The sequence below is a fragment of the Microvirga sp. 2MCAF35 genome, from assembly GCF_052115545.1.
GTDB lineage: Bacteria > Pseudomonadota > Alphaproteobacteria > Rhizobiales > Beijerinckiaceae > Microvirga.
In genome coordinates, this window is the sequence record NZ_JBFRGW010000018.1 from 63018 (window position 1) to 83972 (window position 20955).

Here is a 20955-nt window from a genome sequence, read left to right on the forward strand (position 1 = left end):
CGATCGGGTTCGAGGCCTAGCGTAGCAGCCGGTTGATTTGTTGTTGACGCGCCACAGATTCGGGGTCTCCTAGGGGAGAGCCTGGAGAAGCTGACGATGCGTCATGTTAAAGCCGCCCGAGCCGTGGCGGCGATTGGATTTGTGTGGAGCGCTGTCTCTTTTTCGTTCGCGTGGCCGCAAGCGGCGCATGCGCAGAATTTTCAGACCTCGGCGCCCACGGCCATTCTGATGGACGCAGGAAGCCATGCGGTTCTTTTCGAGAAGAACGCCGATGAGCTGACGGCCCCTGCCAGCATGGCCAAGACCATGACGGCCGAGGTGGTTTTCAACGAGATCAAGAACGGGCGCCTGAATTTCGATAGCGAGTTCATGATCTCGGAGAACGCCTGGCGCAAAGGCGGCGGTGGTTCGGGCGGTTCGTCCATGTTCGCCAAGGTGAATACCCCGGTCCGGTTGGAGGATCTCATTCGCGGTCTCGTCGTCCAGTCGGGCAACGATGCGGCCATCGCCATCGCCGAAGGTGTTGCCGGAACCGAAGACAATTTCGCCCGCATGATGAACGAACGGGCCAAGCAGATCGGCCTGACGCAATCGACATTCCGCAACGCCACGGGCTATGGCCATCCCGAGCAGAAGGTCACCGTGCGCGACCTGGCGAAGCTCGCCCTTCACCTCATCGAGACCTACCCGGACCTGTACAAGATCTTCGGCGAGCGGGAATTCACCTGGAACAAGATCCGCCAGCAGAACCGCAACCCGCTTCTGTTCATGGATATCGGCGCGGATGGCCTGAAAACCGGCAATATCGACGAATCCGGCTTTGGCCTGATGGGCTCGGCCGTCCAGAACGACCAGCGCCTGATCGTCGTCGTAAATGGCCTCAAGACGGCCAAGGACCGCGCCAACGAGGCCCGCAAGCTTCTGGACTGGGGCTTCCGGGCCTTCGAGACCCAGCAACTCTTCGCCGAAGGGCAGGTGGTTGGCGAGGCTCTGGTTTTCGGCGGGAACAAGCGTTCGCTGCCGCTTGTGTCCAAGAAGCCTGTTCGTGTACTTGTGCCTCGTGGAGAGAGCGAGCGGGTCACCGCCCGCATCGTCTACACCGGCCCGCTGAAGGCCCCTGTCCAGAAGGGGGCGGAGGTGGCCCGGCTCCAAGTCAACCGCGGGGACATGCAGGCGCTCGACATGCCGCTCTATGCCGATGAGGACATCCAGGAAGGGACGCTGAGCCAGCGGGCCCTGGATGGACTGCTGGAATTCAGCACGGGATGGGTCCGCCGCGCTTTCACGAGCGTGATCGAAGGCATTTGATGGCTGGCTGCTTCATTACGTTCGAAGGTGGGGAGGGCGCCGGCAAGTCGACCCAGATCCAAAGGCTCAAGACCCGGCTGGAGCGTCTCGCCCAGCCGGTCCTCGTGACCCGTGAGCCTGGCGGCTCGCCGCACGCCGAGGAGATCCGCGCCTTCATCCTCGGCGGCCGGGCCAAGCACCTGGGGTCTCTGGCGGAAGCTCTCCTGTTTGCCGCGGCCCGGATCGACCACCTGGACAAGACCATCAAGCCCGCGCTCAAAAGCGGGACCCACGTTCTCTGCGATCGCTTCGCGGATTCGACGCGGGCTTACCAGGGCTCCCTTGGAAACATCGACAAGGACCTGATCGACCAGCTCGAGACGGTGACCCTGCAGGGCGTAAAGCCCGATCTCACCCTGATCCTCGACCTTCCTGCCGAAACCGGGCTGGCCCGGGCCGGCGCCCGGCAGGCGGGAAAAGGTGAGGGGGCGGATCGCTTCGAGGAAGAGGATATCTCCTTCCACCAGTCCCTGCGGCAGGCCTACTTGTCCATCGCCCAGGCTGAGCCGAAACGATGCGCGGTAATCAACGCGGACCAGGACCCAGACGAGGTCGAGACGGCCATCTGGGCTGCTGTGCAGGAGCGACTTCCGCAGGTGACCGAACATGCGGTGAGGCCCCTCGATGTCGCGTGACGAGCAGGGCGTTGCGGAGCCGGATCAGCTCGACAATGCACCCCACCCCCGGGAGCAGTTCGCGTTCTTCGGCCACCGGGAAGGCGAGGAGGCTTTCCTGGAGGGGCTGCGCAACGGTCGTCTCCACCACGCCTGGCTGATCGGCGGCGCCCAGGGGATCGGCAAGGCCACCCTGGCCTATCGCGTGGCCCGTGCGGTTCTCGATCCCCAAAGGTCAAACGACCGAGCGATCTCAAACCTGGACGTTCCGCCCGGTTCCCATGTGGCGCGTCAGGTGGCGGTGCTCTCGCACCCTAATCTTTCCGTTCTGAGGCGAGCTCCGGCCACGGACAAGAAGGGGCCGTCTGCTACGATTCCGGTCGATGCGGTGCGCCGGGCACTCGGCATGTTCGGCTCGACCGCCGCCGATGGTGGCTATAGGGTCTGCATCGTCGACAGCGCCGAGGACCTGACCGTTTCGAGCGCCAATGCGCTGCTCAAGGTCATCGAGGAGCCGCCGCCGCGTTCGTTGTTCCTGATCGTCAGCCACGCCCCCCAGCGGGTTCTCCCCACCATCCGGTCGCGCTGCCGCCGGCTCCTGCTTCGTCCTCTTGAGGACCATGACATAAAGGCGGCAATCGGTTCCCTGGGGGCTCCCTGGACCGATATCCCACAGGACGTGGTGGATCAGGCGCTCCGCTACGGAGAGGGTTCGGTCCGGCGCACCTTGGAGCTCCTCGATGTGGACAAGGTGGCCTTCATCGATCAGGTGACCCGGATCCTGAACGGACTGCCGAAAGCCGATACCAAGCAGATTCTTGCCCTTGCAGAAGCTCTATCCAAGCGCGATGCGGACGACAGCTACGAGCTGACCCTTGAAACCGTGCAGCGCTGGGTCTCCGAACGGCTCCACGAGCGGGCTGGCCTGGGGGCAAGCCGCCTTGCGCCTTTGGTGGAGGTATGTGACAAGATCGGCCGTTCGGCGCGCGAGATCGATGTGTTCAACCTCGACCGCCGGCCCTTCATCCTGACGATGTTCGACGATCTCGCCGACGCGGTTCGGCGGGCGGCTTGAAGCCTCGTCGTCCGAAGGGTTTCGCTTTCAGGACTTAGGATTCGACGGTTTAGGATTCGACATGGCCGACAAACAGAAATTCTACATCACCACGGCTATTTCGTACCCGAATGGGGCGCCCCATATCGGCCATGCCTACGAGGTCGTCGCCTCCGACGCGATCGCACGGTTCAAGCGCATCGACGGCTATGACGTTTTCTTCATGACCGGCACCGACGAGCACGGCCTTAAGATCCAGCAGACGGCGGACAAGAACGGCACGACTCCCAAGGCCTTCGTCGATGAGATGGCGGTGAAGTTTAAGGCCATGGCCGACCGGCTCGACTGCTCCTATGACCGATTCATCCGCACGACCGACGCCGACCATCTGCCCTCGACCCAGGAACTGTGGCGCCGGATGCAGGAGAGGGGGGATATCTATCTCTCCAAGTATTCCGGCTGGTACTCGGTCCGTGACGAGGCCTATTACGACGAGAGCGAGCTGACGAAGCAGCCCGACGGCAGCTGGCGCGCGCCGACCGGAACGCCGGTCGATTGGATCGAGGAGGAGAGCTACTTCTTCCGTCTCTCCGCTTATCAGGATCGGCTCCTCGCTCATTACGAAGCCAACCCGGATTTCATCAGCCCGGAAACCCGCCGCAACGAGATCACGAGCTTCGTGCGCTCCGGCCTGCAGGACCTCTCGATCAGCCGGACGACCTTCAATTGGGGTCTGCCGGTGCCCGGCGACCCCAAGCACGTCATGTATGTGTGGATCGACGCCCTCAACAATTACATGACCGGCTGCGGCTTCCCGAACGAGAACGATCCGCGGTGGCACTATTGGCCGGCGGACGTGCACATCATCGGCAAGGACATCGTACGCTTCCATACGGTCTACTGGCCCGCCTTCCTTATGTCGGCCGAGCTGCCTCTGCCGAAGCGCGTCTTCGGGCATGGGTTCCTGCTCAACAAGGGCGAGAAGATGTCGAAGTCAGTCGGCAACGTGGTCGATCCGTTCGATCTCGCCGATACCTACGGAGTCGACCAGATCCGCTACTTCTTCATGCGGGAAGTGCCCTTCGGCCAGGACGGGAACTACTCCCACGAGGCCATAGTCAACCGCATCAACGCGGATCTGGCGAACGATCTCGGCAACCTCGCCCAGCGCTCCCTGTCGATGATTGGAAAGAACTGCGACGCTGCCGTACCGCAGCCAGGCGAGTTCACCCAGGCCGACCAGGACATGCTCTGGCTGGCCGATGCCTTGCCCGGAAAGACAAGGGCGGCCATGAAGGACTTCGCCGTTCATACGACACTGGCCGAGATCTGGGCCGTGGTGGCGGAGGCCAATCGCTATTTCGCCTCCCAGGAGCCCTGGGTGCTGCGCAAGAGCGACCCGGCACGCATGAACACGGTGCTGTACGTGACGGCCGAAGTTTTGCGTGCGGTGGGAATCCTAGCCCAGCCTTTCGTGCCGAATGCGGCCGCCAAGCTGCTCGATCTGCTGGCAATTACGCCGGAGGGCAGGGTGCTTGCGGCAGTTGGACCGGAGCATCGCCTGACAGCTGGAACCGCCCTTCCGCAACCTGCGCCGATTTTCCCGCGTTATATCGAGGCGGAAGCATCCTGACGCTTCCGCTTTGACGGGCTCTCCGGAGCCTTCAGCGGAAGCCGAAGATGTATACCACCTTCATGTTTGCGACCGGGATCGAGAACAGCATCCCGACCATCAACAATGGCCGCACCCGCATCGATCAGATGGAGAAGTGCGGGCATTATACCCATTGGCGAACGGATTTCGAACTCCTGGAGGATCTCGACATCCAGGTCCTCCGCTACGGCCCGCCGCTCCACAAGACCTTCATCGGTCCGGGACGGTACGATTGGACCTTCGCGGACATGACCTTCGGCGAACTCCAGCGCCGGGACATCATCCCCATCGTCGATCTTTGCCATTTCGGCGTGCCCGATTGGATCGGCAATTTCCAGAACCCAGATTTCCCAGCTCTGTTCGCATCTTATGCGGAAGACTTCGCACGTCGCTTTCCCTGGGTTCAGCTCTACACTCCCATCAATGAGATGTTCATCTGCGCCGAGTTCTCTGCAGCCTATGGCTGGTGGAACGAGCAGCTGACCAGTGACCAGGCGTTCGTGACCGCCCTTAAGCACATCGTGAAGGCCAATGTTCTAGCTATGGAACGTATACTCAAGGTTCGGCCGGACGCCCTCTTCATCCAGAGCGAGTCGTCCGAATATTTCCACGCGGAAAATCCCTTCGCCATCAAGCCGGCCGAGGTCCTGAACGCCCGGCGCTTCCTGTCCCTCGACCTGAACTATGGACGACGGGTCGACTCGGAAATGTATGAGTTCCTCATGGACAGCGGGATGAGCCGGGACGAGTACCACTTCTTCCTCAGCCGTTCGTCCCTGCGCCACCACTGCATCATGGGGAACGACTACTACGTGACCAATGAGCACCGGGTTCGGGAGGACGGCACCACCGAAGCAGCCGGCGATGTTTTCGGTTACGACGAGATTACCCGGCAATATTACGATCGATACCGCCTGCCCGTGATGCATACCGAGACGAACCTCATGCAGGGCCCCAATGGGGACGAGGCGGTCAATTGGCTCTGGAAACAGTGGGCCAACGTCCTGAGGGTTCGCAACACCGGCGTCCCAATCGTCGGCTTTACCTGGTATTCGCTCACCGACCAGATGGATTGGGACACGGCCCTCCGGGAGGAGAACAACCGCGTGACGCCTGTCGGCCTCTACGACCTCGACCGGAACATCCGGCCTGTCGGACGCCGGTACAAGAAGCTGATTCACGATTGGTGCGACGTGCTTCCGGCCCAAAGCGTATGCCTGACCGTGCCGGTCGTTCGCCCGCAGGATCACGATGAGGCTCCCCTCCGCAGACATCAGGATCGGATGCGCAAGATGCTGCACAAGGAAGCGAAGGAGGACGACGAACCGGTGGCGACGGCCCAGGGCGCCCGTCGGTAGACGGACGGGCTGAACAGCATTATGCAGCCTGGGCGGCGAGCCGCCGCAGAGGAGGGCACCCTTACCCATGTTGGTCGACAGCCATTGCCACCTGGACTACCCGGACTTCCAGACACGCCTCCCCGAGGTCCTGGCAGCAGCCGCTGCGGCCGGGGTAGGGCGCATGGTGACGATTTCGACACACGTGGCACGCTTCGATACCTATCGAGCCCTGGCCGAGGCGCATGAACGCGTTTTCTGCTCCGTCGGCACCCACCCGCACAATGCCGCCGATGAACCGGATGTGTCGGCCGAGCGACTGGCTGAGCTCTCCGGCCATCCACGCTGCATCGCCATCGGCGAGGCCGGTCTCGACTATCACTACGACAAGAGCCCGCGCGACGTGCAGCAGCGGGTCTTCCGCACCCATATCGAGGCCGCAAGGGCAACCGGATTGCCCCTGGTCATCCATGCCCGCAATGCCGACGAGGACATGATCCGGATCCTGTCCGAGGAGATGGCTCGGGGGCGTTTCGATGCGGTGCTCCACTGCTTCTCGTCCGGCGAGAAGCTGGCTCAAGTCGGCGTCGAACTTGGCCTGTACGTCTCGTTCTCGGGCATTCTGACCTTTCGAAACTCGGAGGAGATCCGCCGCATCGCGGCGGCTGTTCCCCACGAGCGCCTGCTGGTCGAGACGGATGCGCCCTATCTCGCTCCCGTGCCTCATCGCGGAAAGACCAACGAGCCGGCCTTCGTGGCGCATACGGCCCATGTGCTCGGGGAGGTTGTTGGAGTAAGCGATCAGGAGATTGCCCGACTGACGACGGCCAATTTCTACCGCCTGTTTTCCAAGGCAGCCGCCGCCGACGCGGTGAAGGGGCAGGCGCTCGCATCATGAGCCTGAAAATCACGATTCTCGGCTGCGGGTCTTCGGCGGGCGTGCCGCGCGTGGGCGTCGGCTGGGGCGCCTGCGATCCGTCGAACCCCAGGAACCGCCGGCGCCGCTGCTCGATCCTGGTCGAGAAAACCGACCTTGGTGGGGCGAAGACAACTGTCCTGGTCGATGCCGGACCGGACCTGCGCGACCAGCTCCTTGGAGCCGAAGTCCGGCATCTCGATGCCGTTCTCGTGACCCATGAGCACGCGGACCATATCCATGGGATCGACGATCTGCGTCCGCTTGCCCTCGTCCAGCGCCAGCGGATCCCGGTCTACGCGGACCGGATGACGTCCGAGCTGCTCCAGATGCGGTTCGGCTACTGCTTCGATACGCCGGCCGGCAGCAGCTATCCCCCGATCCTGAAAATGCGCCATCTACAGGCCGGCACGATGACGGCCGTTCCAGGCGCCGGCGGCACCATCGAGGCACTGCCGTTCAGGATGGTCCACGGCGACATCGATGCCATGGGCTTCCGGTTCGGCAAGATCGCCTACGCGCCGGACGTGAGCCGCATGCCGGAAGAGAGCCTGCCGGTCCTGGAGGGCTTGGATGTCCTGATCCTGGATGCCTTGCGCTACACGCCGCATCCGACTCATTTTTCCGTATCGGAAGCCTTGGAGCTGATCGACAGGGTCAGACCCAAGCATGCCATCCTGACGAACCTGCATACGGACCTCGACTACGAGACTCTGCGCCGCAAGCTCCCGCAGCATGTCGAACCGGCCTATGACGGGCTGCAGATCGAGGCTCCCTGAAGGGCACCCAAACCCTGAACCTCACGCCGCGAGGCGCAGGCCTCAGACAGCCCGGCCGAAGCGTTGCTCCAGGGACGCGATGTAAGCGTCTCGAGAGGGCTTGAGATGGTCGCGGCACAGTTGAACCAGTTTCTCGCGGTCGGATGATCTGAGGGCTTCGATCATCGCCCAGTGGTCGTCCTTCGCCCTGGAAAGTTGCTCAGGATCCGCCGCCGTGTAGGAGCGCACGCCATGGGCCTTCTGGGCAAGGTTGCGGATGAGCTCGATCAGATGCGGGTTGCCGCAGGCACCGAAGAGCGCATTGTGGAAGGCGATGTTCGTCCGGAATGCCGCCCTGGAATCCCACCGGTCCACGGCGGCGGAATGCTGCTCGTGAATTTCTGTGAGGACGGCGAGCGTTTCCGGTCCGGGGGGCAGGGGGATCTGCTGCGCGGCCAGCGTCTCCAGGGCCTCGCGGACGAAATAGATCTGACGGACATCGGTCGGGCTCAGCATGCGAACCGTCGCGCCTTTATTCTGAACGCGCTCGACCAAACCCATCCGTTCGAGTTCGGCAATGGCCTCGCGCACCACGTGCCGTTTGACCTCGAACCGGGCGGCGATGTCCTCCTCGATCAATCTTTCCCGCGGCTGCAGCCATCCGAGGACGATGTCCTCCTCAAGGGCCTGCGCTACGTGTCTCGCCCGGGCTGCCGAAGCCTGCCTCTCCGCACCATCCATACCGATAACAACCTACGATCAACATTATTGTTGACAATCTTGGTAACACATCAATGATCGCTCGTCATGAGCGATGATCCCAAGCCTCCCCCGTTCGGTTTGCGCCGCAATCTCACCAGCTACGGCGACCCCGGATTCTCCCTGTTCCTGCGCAAGGTCTTCATCAAGGCGGCCGGGTTCTCGGACGATGCCCTGGAGCGGCCCATCGTCGGGATCACCAACACGTTCAGCGACTTCAACCCGTGCCACGGCAACGTGCCTCAGCTGATCGAGGCGGTGAAGCGTGGCGTGATGCTGGCAGGCGGGCTCCCGATGGAGTTCCCCACGATCTCCATCCACGAATCCTTCGCCAGTCCGACCAGCATGTTCCTGCGCAACCTCATGGCCATGGAGACGGAGGAGATGATCCGCGCCCAGCCGATGGATGCGGTGGTGCTGATCGGGGGGTGCGACAAGACCGTGCCGGCGCAGCTCATGGCGGCCGCGAGTGCCGATGTGCCGGCAATCCAGCTGATCACGGGACCTATGCTGGTCGGCCATCACAAGGGCGAGATGCTGGGAGCCTGCACCGATTGCCGCCGCCTGTGGGGTCAGCACCGGGCCGGCGCCATGGATCAGTACGAGGTGGAGGTCGTCAGCGGACGGCTTGCTCCGACCCAGGGCACATGCATGGTCATGGGCACGGCGAGCACCATGGGCTGTCTCGTCGAAGCTCTCGGTATCGCCCTGCCAGGCACCGGCACGATCCCGGCGACCCATGCGGATCGGATCCGGGCCGCCGAGGCGAGCGGACGCGAAGCCGTGTCGCTGGCAACGCGCGGAACGCGCCCGAGCGAGCTATTGACTGAGGCCGCCTTCCGCAACGCCATGGTGGTGCTGCAGGCGATCGGCGGCTCGACCAACGGCCTGGTTCATCTCGCGGCGATTGCGCGCCGTCGCGGTCTCAGGATCGACCTGGAGGAGTTCGACCGGATCGGTCGCGATGTTTCCGTCCTCGTGGATCTGAAGCCCTCCGGCACCAAGTACATGGAGCATTTTCACTGGGCCGGTGGCATGCCCCGCCTGCTGCATGAATTGCGCGACCATCTCGATCTGGACGCCGTGACGGTTACTGGTGAGACCCTCCGGGCCGTTGCCGATCGCGCCGAGCACGTGCCCGGACAGACGGTGATCCGGAGCCTGGACAATCCTCTCAAGACAACCGGTGCGATGGCAGTCCTGCGCGGGAACCTCGCTCCCCTGGGGGCGGTGATCAAGCACTCGGCGGCTTCGCCCGGGCTTCTGCAGCATATCGGCCGCGCGGTCGTGTTCGAATCGGTCGAGGATCTCGTGACCCGCATCGACGATCCGGACCTCGATGTGACGGCGGAGGACATCCTCGTCCTGCGCAATGCGGGACCGAAAGGAGCCCCCGGCATGCCGGAGGCGGGGTACCTGCCGATCCCGAAGAAGCTTGCCCAGGCGGGCGTGACCGACATGGTCCGAATCTCCGACGCACGCATGAGCGGCACCGCGTTCGGCACGATCGTCCTTCACATCGCGCCAGAGTCGGCGACCGGCGGCCCCCTTGGCCTCGTGCGGAGCGGCGATATGATCCGGCTTGACGTTCCCGAGCGTCGCATCGAACTCCTCGTGGACGAAGATGAACTGGAGCGCCGCGCTGAAGGATGGCAGCCGCCGCGCCATCTCGCCGAGGAGAGCCGTGGATATCGCGGCCTTTACCTGAAGAGCGTCCTGCAGGCCGACGAGGGCTGCGATTTCGATTTCTGCTGACGGCGCTTGCACTCCCGCCAAAGCCGCACCTGAACGAGGTTTCTCATGCGCATCATCGACGTCCGCGAGATCACCCAGCCGATCGCCTCTCCGATCCGCAACGCCTATATCGACTTCTCGAAGATGACGACGAGCCTTGTCGCCGTCGTGACCGACGTGGTGCGCGACGGTCGCCGCGTCGTCGGCTACGGGTTCAACTCAAACGGCCGTTACGGGCAGGGCGGCCTCATCCGCGAGCGCTTCCGTGACCGGATCCTGGAGGCCAGCCCTGAGAGTCTCATCGACGACAGCGGCAGCAACCTGGATCCGCACAGGATCTGGGCCACGATGATGAGGAACGAGAAGCCCGGCGGCCATGGCGAACGCTCAGTCGCCGTGGGCACCCTCGACATGGCGATCTGGGACGCCACGGCGAAAATCGCCGGCAAGCCGCTGTTCCGCCTGCTGGCGGAACGCCAGGGCCGCGAGGCCGATCCGAGAGTCTTCGTCTATGCCGCGGGCGGCTATTATTACCCTGGCAAGGACGACAGCGCCCTGCGGGCGGAGATGCGCAGCTACCTCGATCGCGGCTACAATGTCGTGAAGATGAAGATCGGCGGTGCCTCCATTGCGGAGGACCAACGCCGGATCGAGGCGGTGCTTGCCGAGATCGGCTCACAGGCGCAGCTCGCCGTCGACGCGAACGGGCGTTTCGACCTCGAGACTGCCATCGGCTATGCCAAGATGCTGCGCAACTATCCCCTGTTCTGGTACGAGGAGGCGGGCGATCCCCTCGATTACTCCCTCCAGGCCGCGCTTTCCGAGTTCTATCCGGGCCCGATGGCGACCGGCGAGAACCTGTTCTCGCACCAGGATGCCCGAAACCTCCTGCGCCATGGCGGCATGCGGCCGGATCGCGACTGGCTGCAGTTCGACTGCGCCTTGGCCTACGGACTCGTGGAATACCTGCGCACCCTCGACGTGCTGGCGCAGTTCGGCTGGTCGCCCTCCCGCTGCATTCCGCATGGTGGGCACCAGATGTCGCTCAACATCGCGGCGGGTCTGGGGCTCGGCGGCAACGAGAGTTATCCGGACCTGTTCCAGCCATATGGCGGCTTCCCGGACAGCGTGCGCGTGGAGAACGGCCACATTGTCATGCCAGAGCTGCCCGGCATCGGATTCGAAGGCAAGTCGGATCTCATCAAGGTCATGCGCGAGCTGGCGGAGTGACCGGTCGGTTCATCCTCGGATAAAGAAGAGCAAGGGCTACCATGTCATCTGAACACAAGAAGCGGTACCGGCTGGCGGTCATTCCGGGTGATGGAATCGGCAAGGAAACGACACCTGAAGGCGTGCGGGTTCTGGAGGCCGCCGCCAAAAAATTCGGCTTCGATCTCCAGCTCGATCACTTCGACTTCTCCTCTTACGACTACTACGCCAAGCATGGCCGTATGCTGCCGGAGGATTGGAAGGAGCGGATCGGCTCGCACGAGGCCATCTTCTTCGGCGCCGTCGGCTGGCCGGAGAAGATTCCGGACCATGTCTCGCTCTGGGGCTCGCTTCTGCAGTTTAGGCGCGAATTCGACCAGTACATCAACCTGCGGCCCGTGCGCCTGATGCCGGGCGTGCCGACGCCGCTCGCCAATCGCAAGCCTGGCGACATCGATTTCTGGGTCGTGCGCGAGAACACCGAGGGCGAGTATTCCTCCGTGGGCGGCAAGATGTTCCCCGGAACCGACCGGGAGGTGGTCATCCAGGAGACCGTGATGACGCGCATCGGCGTCGACCGGGTCCTTCGGTTCGCGTTCGAATTGGCGCAGAAACGGCCCAAGAAGCACCTGACCTCCGCGACGAAATCGAACGGCATTTCGATCACCATGCCTTATTGGGACGAACGTGTGGAGGAGATGGCCGGGAAGTACCCGGATGTGAAATGGGACAAGTACCACATCGACATTCTCACGGCCCATTTCGTGCTTCACCCGGACTGGTTCGACGTGGTCGTCGCCTCGAACCTGTTCGGCGACATCCTGTCCGATCTGGGCCCTGCCTGCACGGGAACGATCGGCATTGCGCCGTCGGGCAACATCAATCCGGACCGGACCTTCCCGTCCCTGTTCGAGCCTGTCCACGGGTCCGCGCCCGACATCGCAGGGCAGGGGATCGCGAATCCCATCGGTCAAATCTGGTCCGGCGCGATGATGCTGGAGCACTTAGGCGAAGCGGAGGCGGCGGCAGCAATCGTTCGCGCCATCGAAGACGTCTTGAGCGAGCGTACCCTGCGGACACGCGACCTGGGCGGAAATGCCGCCACGGAAACCATCGGCAAAGCAGTGGCTGATGCCGTGAGCTGATGGGAGGACCGGTTAGGGCAGCGACCAGCCGTCCACATGCTCGCGAAACTCCCGCATGAACGTGCCGGCCAAGGCAGAGACGGAGTGCTGGGGAGCGCGCAGCGCCACGAACCCGGCATCGATGAACGGCGCAAATGGTTTCGCAACGATTCCCTTGTCGAGGAACTCCGCCGCCGAATAGGGATCGACGAGGCTGACGCCCCCACCTTCCGCAACCAGGAGGCAGGCGATATGCGACAAGGGCGTTTCGAGTGAGATCGTTCGGGGAATCCCCGCGAGAGCCGTATCGATCCTCGACCGGAAGAGCGTTCCTCGGCCGATCCCGACGAAACGTTCGCCGTCGAGATCTGCCGGCGTGATGCGATCATGCTGGGCGAGGCGATGGCTTCGCGGCATGATGGCAACCGCTGCGACAGGAACGGTTTCGATTTCCAGCCCGACCCGGTCCAGGGGACCGTCCGCGTATCCGAAATTGGCCTGCCCGCTTGCGACCGCGTCCGTCACGAGATGGGACGGGATCCCGCTGATGGAGATATGGACGTCTGGCCGATGTGTGGAAAAGCGCGCGGCGAACCGGGTCAGGATACTGCCGGCCAGAGCCGGCATCGCGGCGATCCGAAGAGTGCCGGCAATCTGGGCACGGAGCGCCTGTGCGAAGGCACCGATCCTCGACAATCCCACGAACGATCGTTCCACCTCGGCCAGGAACGCGGTCGCTTCCGGCGTCGGGACGATATGGTTCCCGCGCCTTTTGAAAAGCGTGAGACCCGTTGCCTCCTCGAGACCCTGGACGAGCCGGCTGACGGCGGGCTGCGTCACGAACAGCGCTTCTGAGGCAGCCGTGATGCTCCCCGTGAGCATCACCATGCGAAAAGCTTCGATTTGACGGGAGCTGATATCCACCGGGTCAACCTGGAGCATAACATTTACGTATGCTCGAATAAGTAATTCTCATTTGACCTTATGGAAAGGCATGTCGATTGTTCCACGTAGAGGATCTGGGGCAGCCAAGGTGCACGCGGCTGATCGACCTCAAGAATTCCATGAGGGATAGAGAACATGAATACATTGGGAGTCATGGGGGCTGCAGCCCTCGGCGTGCTGGTTGCAGTCGGCGGGGCGGCCGCTCAGGAAAAGACCGTCAAGATCGCCACGGAAGGCGCCTACGCGCCGTGGAACTTCACAGGACCCGGCGGCAAGCTCGAAGGCTTCGAGATCGACCTCGCCAACGACCTCTGCGCCCGCATGAAGGTGAAGTGCGAGATCGTCGCCCAGGATTGGGACGGCATCATCCCGGCGCTGACGGCCAAGAAGTACGATGCCATCATGGCCGGCATGACGATCACCGATAAGCGCAAAGAGGTGATCGCCTTCTCGATTCCGTATGCGGATACGCCGAGCGTCTTCCTGGCGGCTAAGGACTCGCCCTTGGCGAAGCTTCCGGGCACCGGTCAGTCCTTCAACCTCACGACCCAGCAGGCCGCCGCCGAGAAGGCCATCGAGGACCTCAAGCCGCTGCTGAAGGGCAAGTCCATCGGCGTCCAGACTTCGACGATCCAGGCCAATTTCGCCGACAAGTACCTGAAGGGCACGGCCGAGATCCGCGAGTACAAGACCACGGAGCAGCACGACCTCGATCTCGCGGCCGGGCGCATCGATGCCGTCTTCGCCGGAGCCGCCCAGGTGATCGGCACGCTCGAGAAGCCCGATTTCAAGGATTATGCCGTGGCCGGTCCCTCGCTGACGGGCGGCCTTCTCGGCGCCGGCATCGCCGTGGGCCTGCGCAAGGACGAGGGCGATCTCAAGAAGAGCTTCGACGAGGCGATTCAGGGCGCCATCAAGGATGGCACGATCCAGAAGCTGTCGATGAAGTGGTTCAAGACCAACATCACGCCTCAGAGCTGAGATGCTTCAGGCCCGCGTGGCGCGTCTGGCGCCACGCGGCTTCGGATATCAGGAATGGCAGTCAATCGAAAACATGCCGAGGCCGACTTTGTCGTCATCGGGGGCGGCCTCATGGGCTCGTGCCTGGCCTGGGGCCTCGCACGCCAGGGATTACGGGTCTGCGTGCTGGACGAGGGCGACATCGCGCTTCGCGCGTCGCGGGCCAATTTCGCCCTCGTCTGGGTTCAGGGAAAAGGACTGGGGTTTCCTGCCTACACGGCTTGGACGAAAGCCGCCGCTGCCGCGTGGCCTCGGCTGGCCGCGGAGCTGAACGCCGATACCGGTATCGATGTGTACCTCGACCAGCCCGGTGGCTTCACCCTTTGCCTGTCGGACCGAGAGCTGCAGGCCAATGTGGATGCGCTCAAGCGGTTGCATGACCAGCCCGGCGCGGTGGCGCACCCCTATGAAGTTCTCGATCATGCGCAGACGAAGGCGCGGCTTCCCGCAATAGGCCCCGAGGTGACCGGATCGATCTACTGCCCCTTGGACGGGCACGTGAACTCCCTCCGCCTTTTTCGTGCTCTGCATGCCGCCTTCACGGCTCGCGGCATCGACTACCGCGCGGACCATGCTGTCGAAACGATCGAGCCACATGGCGGCGCCTTCTTGCTCAAAGGATCCTGGGGGGAGGTGAGGGCGCCCAAGGTTGTTCTCGCCGCCGGCCTGGGAAACGCCCGATTGGCCCCGATGGTGGGTCTGGACGCTCCCATGAAATCGAGCCGAGGCCAGATCATCGTGACTGAAAAAGCCGCTCCTTTCCTCCGTTACCCGGTCGTGACCGTTCGCCAGACCGACGAGGGCGGCGTCATGATCGGCGACAGTGAGGAGGCGAACGGCGCCAACCTCGTAACAGATCACGGTATTTCATCTGTGATGGCCGATAGGGCCGTCAGAATGTTTCCCCAGCTGGCGGAGCTGAATGTCGTCAGGACCTGGGCCGCGTTCCGGGTCATGACGCTGGATGGCGCTCCGGTCTACGAACAATCGCCGGCCTATCCCGGCGCCTTCATGGCGATGGCCCATTCCGGCGTCACTCTGGCCCCCCAGCATGCCTACGATCTGGCGGAGGCTATGTCCGCAGGGGCGCTCCCCGGCGAATTGGCAGTCTTTTCGACCAGGAGGTTCCATGTTTCGGCGGGCGCCTGATCGCGACGGGGATCAGGTTACTTTCACTTTCGACGGCAGGTCCATCACCGCCTCGGCGGAGGACAGCGTCGCCGCCGCGCTCCTCGCGGCGGGTATCCGGGCCTGCCGCACGACGCCTGTGTCCGGCGCAGTGCGAGGTCCTTATTGCATGATGGGCGTCTGCTTCGAGTGTCTCGTCAGGATCGATGGCGTGGGCAATAGGCAAGGGTGCCTTGTCCAGGTGCGAGACGGAATGAGGGTCGAAACCCAGCATGGCGCCCACGCCCTGCAATCGGAGCCGACCCGATGACATCTATCACGGGAGATGAAGCGGCCTGCCCGATCAACGATCTCGCCGAGGCCTACGACGTCGTCGTCATCGGCGGCGGACCCGCTGGACTTTCCGCGGCCAAGACGGTTTCGGACCTTGGAGCGCGAACCCTTCTCATCGACGAGAACCGGACGCCCGGCGGCCAGATCTACAGGTCGGTCCTTCTTGCTCGCGAGGCTGATCGCCAGCGCATGGGAGAGGATTACTGGCGGGGGCGCGAGATTGCCGAGGCGTTCCTGCGTTCCGGCGCTCACTATGCTCCGGCGACGACGGCGTGGAGCATCGGGCCGGCCCATGATGAAGGAGGCCGCATCATCGGCCACGAAGTCGGTGTGTCGGGAGGTGGAGCAGCCCGCCTGATCCGTGCTAGGCAGATCGTGCTCGCAACCGGGGCACTCGAGCGGTCATTTCCGATTCCCGGATGGACCTTGCCCGGCGTCATGACCGCCGGCGCCGCCCAGATTGCCCTGAAAACGTCCGGGCTCATCCCGGAGGGCAGGGTGGTCATTGCCGGAACAGGGCCCCTTCTCTACCTGCTGGCCGCTCAACTGGTCGAGGCCGGCGCAACGGTTTCCGCGGTTCTCGACACGACACCCAAGAGCAACTGGCTGAAGGCCGCGCGCCATCTGCCGGCCTTCCTGGCCTCGGGTTATGTCGCCAAGGGACTGAGGCTCCTGCGGACGGTGCAGCGCCGCACGAAGGTGGTTCGATGGGTCTCGGCTCTGTCGGCAGACGGCAAAGGAGAGCTGAAGGAGGTCGTGTGGACCGCCGATGGACAGGAGCACCGCATGCCTGCGGATCTTCTCCTGCTTCATCAGGGCGTGGTTCCCAATATCAACTTCTCCAACGCAACCGGCTGCAAACACGAGTGGGACGAGACGCAGCTGGCGTTTCGGCCGCAGGTCGACACTTGGTATGAGACATCCGTTCCCGGGATTGCCATCGCGGGAGATGGCGCGGGAATCCAGGGCGCCGAAGCGGCCGCTCTTCAGGGTTCGCTGGCAGGACTTGGCTGCGCGTCGCGGCTCGGGCTCGTCAATGGTGAGGACCGGGACCAAAGAGCTGCGCGGCTGAAGGCGCAGCTCAGGAAGGTCACGCAGGGGCGGGGCTTTCTCGATGTCCTGTACCGCCCGTCCCGATCGTTCAGGATCCCACCGGACCCTAAGACCATCGTCTGCCGTTGCGAGGAAGTCTCCGCGGGTCAGATTCGGGCATCCGTGCGCGCGGGAGCCGTCGGTCCCAATCAGATGAAGGTCTTTCTCCGGTCCGGGATGGGCCCGTGCCAGGGCCGGCTCTGCGGGCTGACGGTGACGGAACTCATTGCGGATGAACGCAGCGTCAGCCCCGGCAAGGTCGACTATTACCGGCTGCGTTTTCCGATCAAACCCCTGAAACTGCGCGAACTTGCCGGCCTGCCGCAATCGGATGCCGCCAAAGTTGCCGTTCTGGCCGATCTGGCCAACACGCATCACTCCAAGCCAAAATAATCAAGGAAACACGAAGTGACTGAACGACATATTCAAACGCCCATCATGCACCGCGTCGTGGTTCATAATGGATTCGTGTTCGTCGGCGGAACGGTCGCCGACGACATGTCGGCCGGCCTCGAAGGTCAGACCGAGCAGATTCTCGCGAAATTCGATGAATATCTCAAAGCCGCAGGCACGGACAAAACCCGCTTGCTGTCGGCAACCGTCTTCCTCACGGATCTCAACCGCAAGCCCGAGATGGACCAGGCCTGGAAGAGGTGGCTCCCGCCGGAACATTTCCCGGCGCGCGCGACTGTTGGCGTGGCAGACCTGGGCGAGGATACCCTGGTCGAAATCACGTTGACCGCTGCAGTGAACTGAACGACCGCAAATCGCGCCGACTTCTCAGACTTGGAACTGATATCCCGAGGTCGGCGCGATAGGATCGGAAGGCGAGAGTTCGCATAAGGGTGACCGTCCAGGAGGCGCAACAGACTGTGCCGCTAGGGAATATGCGATCTGACTCGCCGAGTATCGGAGATCGAGATCCGTAACGCTCCCAGGCAGATTGACGATTCAGCGACAATGAAACAATGTTCAGCTAACGAGGCTGAACAATGACACGCAATGTGTTCGAGAAGACCGTAGAGTTCATTCGCAATCTTGATGGAGCGAGGAGCCCTGCCGAGGTCTGCGAAATGCTCCTCGCCTCGGTCAGCCAGTTCGGTGCGGAATATGTCCTGGCCGGGATCATTCCAGGGCCTGGAACCAGCCGGCAGCAGCAGGTCTCAAGCGTGGTGCTCGATCATTGGCCTAAGGATTGGAGCCTGCGCTACTTCTCCCACGGCTACATCTTTCGCGATCCCACCATCCGCTCGGTCCAAACGAGCCCAGCGTCTTTCCTGTGGAGCGAACTGGAGCCGATTTGCCGGAGCGACACCTATGCATGGCGTGTCATGGATGAGGCTGGAGATTTCAAGCTCCGACAGGGATTCACAATTCCTCTGACCACCCTCGACGGCGATGTTGCCGGGTTCTCGATAGCAGGTGAACGCCTTGAGATCTCGCCCGAGGACAGAGGGGTGCTCACCCTCTTGGCAACCTATGCGCTTGGCCGCTCCATCCTCCTGCGAGAGGAGGACCGATCCACGATCACCCTGACACCGCGCGAGCGCGAAACCCTGCAGTGGGCCGCAGAGGGCAAGTCGGAATGGGAAATCGGTGAGCGGATGGGCATCTCCGAACATGGAGTCGACAAGCACATGCGCTCGGCGCGCGAAAAGCTTGGAACCCGAACCCGTACCCATGCCGTTGCGGAAGCAATACGGCTCAGGCTCATCAAATAGACAGTACGGCATCGCGTACTGTTGCGCCCTCAAGGCGCTGATTAAATGCCCTCGCCAAAACAAGAGAGGGCACATGATCCACATCGTTACACCAGAGAACCAGCACCTGTTCCGTGATGCGATGGAGCAGGCCTACCGGCTTCGGCATCGGGTCTTCGTAGAGGAAAAAAAATGGACAGATCTTGAGAGACCGGACGGCCGGGAGATCGATCAGTTCGACAATGAACATGCAATCCACATGCTTTACATCGAGGCCGGCCAGGTCCTCGGCTACCAGCGCATGCTCCCGACGACGCAACCGCATTTGCTCTCGGACGTGATGCCTCAGCTGTGCGAGATTGAGCGTCCGGTCGGTGAACACATCTGGGAATGGACCCGGTACTGTGTCGAGCCAGCTCACCGTGAGCGAGGGCGAACCCTGAGCCCGGTCGCCAACGCCTTGCTGTCAGGGATTGTCGAATGGGGGCTGGAGAGTGGGGTCGGCTCGATCATCATTCAGATGAATCCTCTATGGTTGCTCCGCCTTGTGCAGCTGCACTTCCGCACGATGCCTCTTGGTTTGCCGCAGACCCTCGGCAACGAGGATGTGGTTGCGGTTATTGCATCCTTCGACCATCGGACTCTGGCTCGTCTGCAAGACATGCGCGGCAATACCCAGCGTGTCCTTGTTGAACCAGAGCGAATCCCTCATCGGTTGGCGGGGTAGAGGGCTATGAGCAGAGAGAATGACGAACTCACGACAAAGCAGGAATTGATGATCCTGACCTTTTGGGCACATGGCGTCGATCTTGGACGCAAGCTGAGCGAGACGCAGATCCGGTCCGTTCCGGGCCTGAAGGAAGCGATCGATGCGATAGCGAAGCTACCCGATGGGATCGGATGGGGCGAGGATATTTTGGCGAGTTTCAGCAATCCCGATCCAGGGACGGAGTAGCCGTGCCATCGGCCATAGCTGTGACGAGATGCAGCAAAGCCCGGCGCGAAGCCGGGCTTTGTATCTTCATGAAGGCCGAATCCGTTGGAGCCGTGTCCGGCCCCGACGCGGTTCGTCCCATTCTCATATTCCTGAACCTGTTGGAACGTAATGCCGAGAGCTTCACCAAGCCTCTCCTGGCTCAACCAAGTCTATAGTTCCATAATATATCTTATGCGAATTACACGCTAATGCCGGCGGTTCCCAATTGAGGCATGAGATTCGTGAGAATGGGTTTTTACCCTAAGGCTGGATGGCCCTTCCCTGCGTTCACCTAAGTCCGGGTCAGCGGCACGAGACAGCTGCACGCGGCCAAGAGCCCGATCTTTACAAGCGCCAGCCGCCTGAGGCGGCATCATCGCCGATCCATCGCAAGATCAAGCTGAACGAGGTTCAGGATGAAGGTCGTTATAGCCCGGCTGATTCCATATGGCGACCGACGCAAAAGCGAGGAACAGACGTCGACGGCCGGGCAAAAACTCTCGCAAAACGGTACAGGCGGTCCACTCTTTGGATTGCCTCAAAGTTGGGCGGTTACCTCCCAACGTCCGGGACGTGTGAACGGCTGTCGCACAAGACGATCGACCCGTTCATCTACAGCTCTCAAGGGCAAGAGCTCGGACTGTACGAGGATTTGTCCATGGCGCACCTTGTCGGGCCCGCGTCCATAAGCCGGCTCCGGCCAGCCGCAGGGTTTGGGATTCCGGCTCCCCGAATTCGCTTCGCCGAATATTCCGCTCACGATTAGATCCTTTGCCTCGTTGGGGTTCACGAGCGATCCGACGGCAGGCGGGCAATATTCCGGTTGTGGCTTTGAGGTTGCGACCAGGGGGATCCGCGCGAGTTATTGACCCATGAGAGCGCAATGAGCGACGGCTTCGATGCGATGCAACCCCTGCCCTGCTCCAGCATGATTGTGCCTGTCCGCTGGGACGGGCACGCCATCTGCGATCCGGAGACGTCACTCGGAGATCCCGGAAGCGCGGCACCCGAGCGTGATATCTTGAGCGGGATCAACAGAACGCGTCGGCGACTGCACCGTCACACACCACAGGGATAATCCTGATACTCGCTGGTTTGTTCGGCGTTTTTTTTCTAGGACGGCAAAGCTAGCTGGCAGACCTGCTGTTCGAGAGCCGCCAGGTAGGCAGCGGGATCGTGTCGAAAGCGGGTGCGCAGGGTTCGCGCGCGGCGGCCTCTCTCCAGACGCTGGCGCAAACTCCTCCAGTGCTCCCGG

The 20955-nt window shown here is 62.6% G+C and carries 20 protein-coding genes; 18 read left to right on the plus strand and 2 right to left on the minus strand.

All coding sequences use genetic code 11. From position 1 onward, the window contains the following. Positions 1 to 96 precede the first annotated feature (96 nt). The 7 genes from AB4097_RS11330 (at position 97) to AB4097_RS11360 (ending at position 7701) form a co-directional block, all read left to right on the plus strand. On the plus strand, positions 97 to 1308 hold the full coding sequence (locus tag AB4097_RS11330; protein ID WP_442039504.1) for a D-alanyl-D-alanine carboxypeptidase family protein: 1212 nt from the start codon (positions 97 to 99) through the stop codon (positions 1306 to 1308). Beyond that, positions 1308 to 1982: a dTMP kinase gene (gene tmk / locus AB4097_RS11335; protein ID WP_442039506.1), complete on the plus strand. Its 675-nt coding sequence runs from the start codon at positions 1308 to 1310 to the stop codon at positions 1980 to 1982. Before AB4097_RS11330 ends, tmk begins: the two co-directional genes overlap by 1 nt. Next, positions 1972 to 3036, plus strand: a complete 1065-nt coding sequence (locus AB4097_RS11340) for a DNA polymerase III subunit delta' (protein WP_442039507.1) — start codon at positions 1972 to 1974, stop codon at positions 3034 to 3036. Before tmk ends, AB4097_RS11340 begins: the two co-directional genes overlap by 11 nt. Before the next feature lie 61 nt (positions 3037 to 3097). Further along, complete coding sequence (metG, locus tag AB4097_RS11345; protein WP_442039508.1) at positions 3098 to 4648, plus strand: methionine--tRNA ligase; 1551 nt, start codon at positions 3098 to 3100, stop codon at positions 4646 to 4648. 47 nt (positions 4649 to 4695) lie between these two features. After that, the gene (locus AB4097_RS11350; protein WP_442039509.1) at positions 4696 to 6027 is read left to right on the plus strand and encodes a family 1 glycosylhydrolase; all 1332 of its coding nucleotides are present in this window, start codon (positions 4696 to 4698) and stop codon (positions 6025 to 6027) included. A gap of 67 nt (positions 6028 to 6094) precedes the next feature. Further along, on the plus strand, positions 6095 to 6904 hold the full coding sequence (locus AB4097_RS11355; RefSeq protein WP_442039510.1) for a TatD family hydrolase: 810 nt from the start codon (positions 6095 to 6097) through the stop codon (positions 6902 to 6904). Beyond that, positions 6901 to 7701: an MBL fold metallo-hydrolase gene (locus AB4097_RS11360; protein WP_442039512.1), complete on the plus strand. Its 801-nt coding sequence runs from the start codon at positions 6901 to 6903 to the stop codon at positions 7699 to 7701. Before AB4097_RS11355 ends, AB4097_RS11360 begins: the two co-directional genes overlap by 4 nt. 42 nt (positions 7702 to 7743) lie before the next feature. Here the strand turns inward: AB4097_RS11360 and AB4097_RS11365 are convergent, their stop codons facing one another. Further along, entirely contained in the window at positions 7744 to 8421 is a 678-nt protein-coding gene (locus AB4097_RS11365) for a GntR family transcriptional regulator (RefSeq protein ID WP_442039514.1), read from the minus strand. A gap of 66 nt (positions 8422 to 8487) precedes the next feature. Between AB4097_RS11365 and AB4097_RS11370 the strand changes: the two genes are divergently transcribed. From AB4097_RS11370 to AB4097_RS11380, 3 genes are read left to right on the plus strand one after another with little or no spacing between them, the layout of a single operon-like run. After that, positions 8488 to 10194 carry an IlvD/Edd family dehydratase gene (locus tag AB4097_RS11370; RefSeq protein ID WP_442039516.1) on the plus strand — a complete coding sequence of 569 codons (1707 nt, stop codon included), beginning with the start codon at positions 8488 to 8490 and terminating at the stop codon, positions 10192 to 10194. Between the two features lie 45 nt (positions 10195 to 10239). Further along, complete coding sequence (locus tag AB4097_RS11375; protein ID WP_442039518.1) at positions 10240 to 11403, plus strand: mandelate racemase/muconate lactonizing enzyme family protein; 1164 nt, start codon at positions 10240 to 10242, stop codon at positions 11401 to 11403. 41 nt (positions 11404 to 11444) lie between these two features. Beyond that, the gene (locus tag AB4097_RS11380; protein ID WP_442039520.1) at positions 11445 to 12527 is read left to right on the plus strand and encodes a tartrate dehydrogenase; all 1083 of its coding nucleotides are present in this window, start codon (positions 11445 to 11447) and stop codon (positions 12525 to 12527) included. A 12-nt stretch (positions 12528 to 12539) separates the two neighbouring features. Here AB4097_RS11380 and AB4097_RS11385 read toward each other — a convergent pair whose 3' ends face one another. Then, positions 12540 to 13448, minus strand: a complete 909-nt coding sequence (locus AB4097_RS11385) for a LysR family transcriptional regulator (protein WP_442039522.1) — start codon at positions 13446 to 13448, stop codon at positions 12540 to 12542. 138 nt (positions 13449 to 13586) lie between these two features. Here AB4097_RS11385 and AB4097_RS11390 point away from each other — a divergent pair, with 138 nt between their 5' ends. The 8 genes from AB4097_RS11390 to AB4097_RS11425 all read left to right on the plus strand — a co-directional run bounded on the left by AB4097_RS11390 (position 13587) and on the right by AB4097_RS11425 (position 19679). After that, entirely contained in the window at positions 13587 to 14432 is an 846-nt protein-coding gene (locus AB4097_RS11390) for a lysine/arginine/ornithine ABC transporter substrate-binding protein (protein ID WP_442039524.1), read from the plus strand. A 54-nt stretch (positions 14433 to 14486) separates the two neighbouring features. Continuing rightward, complete coding sequence (locus AB4097_RS11395) at positions 14487 to 15620, plus strand: NAD(P)/FAD-dependent oxidoreductase (protein ID WP_442039526.1); 1134 nt, start codon at positions 14487 to 14489, stop codon at positions 15618 to 15620. Continuing rightward, the gene (locus tag AB4097_RS11400) at positions 15601 to 15909 is read left to right on the plus strand and encodes a (2Fe-2S)-binding protein (RefSeq protein WP_442039528.1); all 309 of its coding nucleotides are present in this window, start codon (positions 15601 to 15603) and stop codon (positions 15907 to 15909) included. The genes AB4097_RS11395 and AB4097_RS11400 overlap by 20 nt, the downstream gene beginning before the upstream one ends. Then, the gene (locus tag AB4097_RS11405) at positions 15906 to 17417 is read left to right on the plus strand and encodes an FAD-dependent oxidoreductase (protein ID WP_442039530.1); all 1512 of its coding nucleotides are present in this window, start codon (positions 15906 to 15908) and stop codon (positions 17415 to 17417) included. The genes AB4097_RS11400 and AB4097_RS11405 overlap by 4 nt, the downstream gene beginning before the upstream one ends. Before the next feature lie 15 nt (positions 17418 to 17432). Next, the gene (locus AB4097_RS11410; protein ID WP_442039532.1) at positions 17433 to 17780 is read left to right on the plus strand and encodes a RidA family protein; all 348 of its coding nucleotides are present in this window, start codon (positions 17433 to 17435) and stop codon (positions 17778 to 17780) included. A gap of 236 nt (positions 17781 to 18016) precedes the next feature. Further along, the gene (locus AB4097_RS11415; RefSeq protein ID WP_442039534.1) at positions 18017 to 18745 is read left to right on the plus strand and encodes a helix-turn-helix transcriptional regulator; all 729 of its coding nucleotides are present in this window, start codon (positions 18017 to 18019) and stop codon (positions 18743 to 18745) included. 73 nt (positions 18746 to 18818) lie between these two features. Continuing rightward, positions 18819 to 19451 carry an acyl-homoserine-lactone synthase gene (locus AB4097_RS11420; RefSeq protein ID WP_442039536.1) on the plus strand — a complete coding sequence of 211 codons (633 nt, stop codon included), beginning with the start codon at positions 18819 to 18821 and terminating at the stop codon, positions 19449 to 19451. Between the two features lie 48 nt (positions 19452 to 19499). After that, positions 19500 to 19679 (plus strand): hypothetical protein, encoded by a 180-nt coding sequence (locus AB4097_RS11425; protein WP_442039538.1) that lies wholly within the window; start codon positions 19500 to 19502, stop codon positions 19677 to 19679. Positions 19680 to 20955 lie beyond the last annotated feature (1276 nt).

Excerpts from the sequence above, each read along its gene's own strand:
- tmk (WP_442039506.1), top strand. The coding sequence starts at position 1,308 with ATGGCTGGCTGCTTCATTACGTTCGAAGGTGGGGAGGGCGCCGGCAAG.
- AB4097_RS11365 (WP_442039514.1), bottom strand. The coding sequence starts at position 8,421 with ATGGATGGTGCGGAGAGGCAGGCTTCGGCAGCCCGGGCGAGACACGTA.
- AB4097_RS11420 (WP_442039536.1), top strand. The coding sequence starts at position 18,819 with ATGATCCACATCGTTACACCAGAGAACCAGCACCTGTTCCGTGATGCG.
- AB4097_RS11385 (WP_442039522.1), bottom strand. The coding sequence starts at position 13,448 with ATGCTCCAGGTTGACCCGGTGGATATCAGCTCCCGTCAAATCGAAGCT.
- AB4097_RS11330 (WP_442039504.1), top strand. The coding sequence starts at position 97 with ATGCGTCATGTTAAAGCCGCCCGAGCCGTGGCGGCGATTGGATTTGTG.
- AB4097_RS11370 (WP_442039516.1), top strand. The coding sequence starts at position 8,488 with ATGAGCGATGATCCCAAGCCTCCCCCGTTCGGTTTGCGCCGCAATCTC.
- AB4097_RS11355 (WP_442039510.1), top strand. The coding sequence starts at position 6,095 with ATGTTGGTCGACAGCCATTGCCACCTGGACTACCCGGACTTCCAGACA.
- AB4097_RS11395 (WP_442039526.1), top strand. The coding sequence starts at position 14,487 with ATGGCAGTCAATCGAAAACATGCCGAGGCCGACTTTGTCGTCATCGGG.
- AB4097_RS11340 (WP_442039507.1), top strand. The coding sequence starts at position 1,972 with ATGTCGCGTGACGAGCAGGGCGTTGCGGAGCCGGATCAGCTCGACAAT.
- AB4097_RS11360 (WP_442039512.1), top strand. The coding sequence starts at position 6,901 with ATGAGCCTGAAAATCACGATTCTCGGCTGCGGGTCTTCGGCGGGCGTG.
- AB4097_RS11350 (WP_442039509.1), top strand. The coding sequence starts at position 4,696 with ATGTATACCACCTTCATGTTTGCGACCGGGATCGAGAACAGCATCCCG.
- AB4097_RS11405 (WP_442039530.1), top strand. The coding sequence starts at position 15,906 with ATGACATCTATCACGGGAGATGAAGCGGCCTGCCCGATCAACGATCTC.
- AB4097_RS11390 (WP_442039524.1), top strand. The coding sequence starts at position 13,587 with ATGAATACATTGGGAGTCATGGGGGCTGCAGCCCTCGGCGTGCTGGTT.
- metG (WP_442039508.1), top strand. The coding sequence starts at position 3,098 with ATGGCCGACAAACAGAAATTCTACATCACCACGGCTATTTCGTACCCG.
- AB4097_RS11415 (WP_442039534.1), top strand. The coding sequence starts at position 18,017 with ATGACACGCAATGTGTTCGAGAAGACCGTAGAGTTCATTCGCAATCTT.
- AB4097_RS11400 (WP_442039528.1), top strand. The coding sequence starts at position 15,601 with ATGTTTCGGCGGGCGCCTGATCGCGACGGGGATCAGGTTACTTTCACT.
- AB4097_RS11375 (WP_442039518.1), top strand. The coding sequence starts at position 10,240 with ATGCGCATCATCGACGTCCGCGAGATCACCCAGCCGATCGCCTCTCCG.
- AB4097_RS11380 (WP_442039520.1), top strand. The coding sequence starts at position 11,445 with ATGTCATCTGAACACAAGAAGCGGTACCGGCTGGCGGTCATTCCGGGT.
- AB4097_RS11425 (WP_442039538.1), top strand. The coding sequence starts at position 19,500 with ATGATCCTGACCTTTTGGGCACATGGCGTCGATCTTGGACGCAAGCTG.